The sequence below is a fragment of the Gammaproteobacteria bacterium genome (assembly GCA_033720895.1).
In the GTDB taxonomy this organism is placed as follows: domain Bacteria; phylum Pseudomonadota; class Gammaproteobacteria; order Natronospirales; family JAJUFS01; genus JAWWBS01.
Window position 1 is genome coordinate 1 of sequence record JAWWBS010000120.1, and the last position, 1,857, is coordinate 1,857.

The 1,857-nt window shown below is 59.1% G+C and carries 3 protein-coding genes; 2 read left to right on the top strand and 1 reads right to left on the bottom strand.

All coding sequences use genetic code 11. The features are described from left to right. The coding region (locus R3217_10760) for a lyase (GenBank protein MDX1455924.1) at window positions 1-617 on the top strand (617 nt) is incomplete at its 5' end. A gap of 20 nt (window positions 618-637) precedes the next feature. Continuing rightward, a complete protein-coding gene (locus R3217_10765; GenBank protein MDX1455925.1) occupies window positions 638-1,003 on the top strand; it encodes a hypothetical protein in 366 nt (121 codons plus the stop codon). Between the two features lie 53 nt (window positions 1,004-1,056). Here the strand turns inward: R3217_10765 and R3217_10770 are convergent. Next, window positions 1,057-1,857 (bottom strand): FG-GAP repeat protein (locus R3217_10770; GenBank protein ID MDX1455926.1); only part of this gene is annotated, 801 nt, incomplete at its 5' end.

Here is a 1,857-nt window from a genome sequence, read left to right on the forward strand (position 1 = left end):
CTCACACCCTGGTACAGGAATCCGGTCCCGCGATCTGGTTCACGGCGCAGTGGAGTAATGCGGTGGGTCGCCTTGATCCTCGCAACGGCAAGATCCAGCAATGGGAAATGCCCATCGAGCGCAGCCGACCCTACGGCATCGTCCTGGATGCTTCCGACATGCCTTGGATTGTCCTGCTAGGCAGTAACCATCTTGCCCATGTCGCCAGTGGCGAGCTGGTAACGAAGGCGATTCCTCGACAAGATGCGAGGCCGCGCCGGATTGCCATGGTGAATGGTCAGGTCTGGTATGTCGATTATGCGCAGGGCTATCTTGGCCGTTTCGACCCCGCATCGGACACCTTCAAGGAATGGCGATCGCCATCGGCCGAGGGTTCCAGGCCTTACGGCATGATCGCGGATGATGACGGCTGCATCTGGTACGTAGAGACTGGACCACAGCCGAATCGCTGGATCGGTTTCGATACCCGCAAGGAACGTTTCATAGTCAACCAGGTCATACCTGACTCCGGCGGTGCCGTGCGACACATGTTCTTCGATGCGCAGCAGAATGCTGTCTGGTTCGGCATGGACACGAATTTCATGGGCAGAGCAGAGTTGCCGCATTGTCGGCAATGAACACCAACAGGAAAGGTGAGATGACCGAACCACGCTGGCAGACTTTCAAAGACGTGTTGCTGTTCCAGGGCAAGTTGCTGGTGGATGGCCTGAGGGATCTGTTGCTGAGCCCGATATCCATTGGAGCCGCACTCATCGACCTTCTCGTGCCTGGCGACGACAAGGGCCGGCGGTTCTACGCTGTGGTCCGCTTTGGCCGCAAGACCGAAGACTGGATCAATCTCTTTGGTGCGGCAGACCGCCACGACCCGGACAGGGAAATGAGTGGCATCGACGCCATTGCGGATGACCTTGAAGCGTTGATTCGCGATCCGCACCGGCGTGATGAAGCGCGGAACAAGGCGAGAGTGCTGCTGGACCGGATTCGAAACAGCACGGAAGAATAAAGAGAAACCGCCCCGAAGGGCGGTTTCGTTTGATCAGCTTGCCGATTTGATCATCAGTAAACGTAGGCGGCACCTGATTCGGCGGCGGCCGGGTCTTCTGCCCCGTCGCTGTTGCTGTCCTCGTGTGCGCTGGTGGCGACCAGCACGCTGCCGTCGTCGTTCAGTGCGAGACCGGCACCGTTGGACAAACGGTCATCTTCGCTCGGATTGCTGGCCTTGACGCGTCTGACCTGTTCCACGGTCGTGGCCAGGCCATCGGTTTCCACGCTGAATACGTACACAGCCCCTGCGCTTGGTGCGGCATCGTTCTCAGACTCGTCAATGCCCTCGCTGCTGCTCGATTCGCCCATCGAGCCGACTGCCAGCACGGTGCCGTCGCTGGAAAGTGCAACACCCACGCCGAAGCGATCGAGGTCGGCGGTGGTCGATGCTTTAAGGTAGGCGATGGGGACGCGATTCCAGTTGCCGAGCACGTCGTCTCGCTTGTAAAGGTACGCGGCGCCCGTATTCGAACCGTCATCATTTACGGTGCTGTTGATGCCGTTGCTGCTGCTGTCCTCTCCCGACGCGCCGACGGCGAGCAGCTTGCCCGAACCACTGAGCGAGACTGACTCGCCAAAACGGTCATTGGCCGACATGCCTGACGCCTTGATGTTCAACTCGTGCTGCCATCCCAAACCGTTCTGTTCGAAAATGGCCACGGCACCGGAGCCTGGCAGGTTGTCATTGTTGCTGCCATCGTCACTGTCCTCGGCAGGCATGCCGACTGCGATGACCGAGCCATCGAAACTGATGTCGACCACCTCGCCGAATCGGTCATTGTCGGAAATCGAAAGGACTTTCAGGAAATCGGC

Excerpts from the sequence above, each read along its gene's own strand:
- R3217_10765 (MDX1455925.1), top strand. The coding sequence starts at position 638 with ATGACCGAACCACGCTGGCAGACTTTCAAAGACGTGTTGCTGTTCCAG.